Genomic DNA, 245 nt, shown 5'->3' with positions numbered 1-245 from the left:
AACGTCAATCTGCTCACTATCGTTCCCGATGTCCTCGCCGGTTCCGATACCATTGCTGTCGCCTCGAATCACATCTCCAGCGGTAACATCGATCTCTCATCACGCACCGAACAGCAGGCCTGCTCGCTGGAAGAGACCGCATCGGCGATGGAACAGATGTCCGCCACCGTCAAGCACAACGCCCAAAACGCGCGGGAAGCTAATCAGCTGGTGGCCAACACCTCCACAGAGGCGAAGCAAGGCGG

1 pseudogene is annotated in these 245 nt (G+C 58.4%); it reads left to right on the top strand.

The annotated features are described in order from the left end of the window. Positions 1–245: pseudogene (locus tag KVT28_RS26145) on the top strand (methyl-accepting chemotaxis protein); the annotation flags it as partial.

It is taken from the genome of Pantoea sp. GbtcB22 (assembly GCF_019091025.1).
Taxonomy (GTDB): domain Bacteria; phylum Pseudomonadota; class Gammaproteobacteria; order Enterobacterales; family Enterobacteriaceae; genus Pantoea; species Pantoea leporis.
The sequence above is the reverse complement of the archived record's forward strand: the minus strand, read 5'-3'. Positions and strand labels throughout refer to the sequence as shown.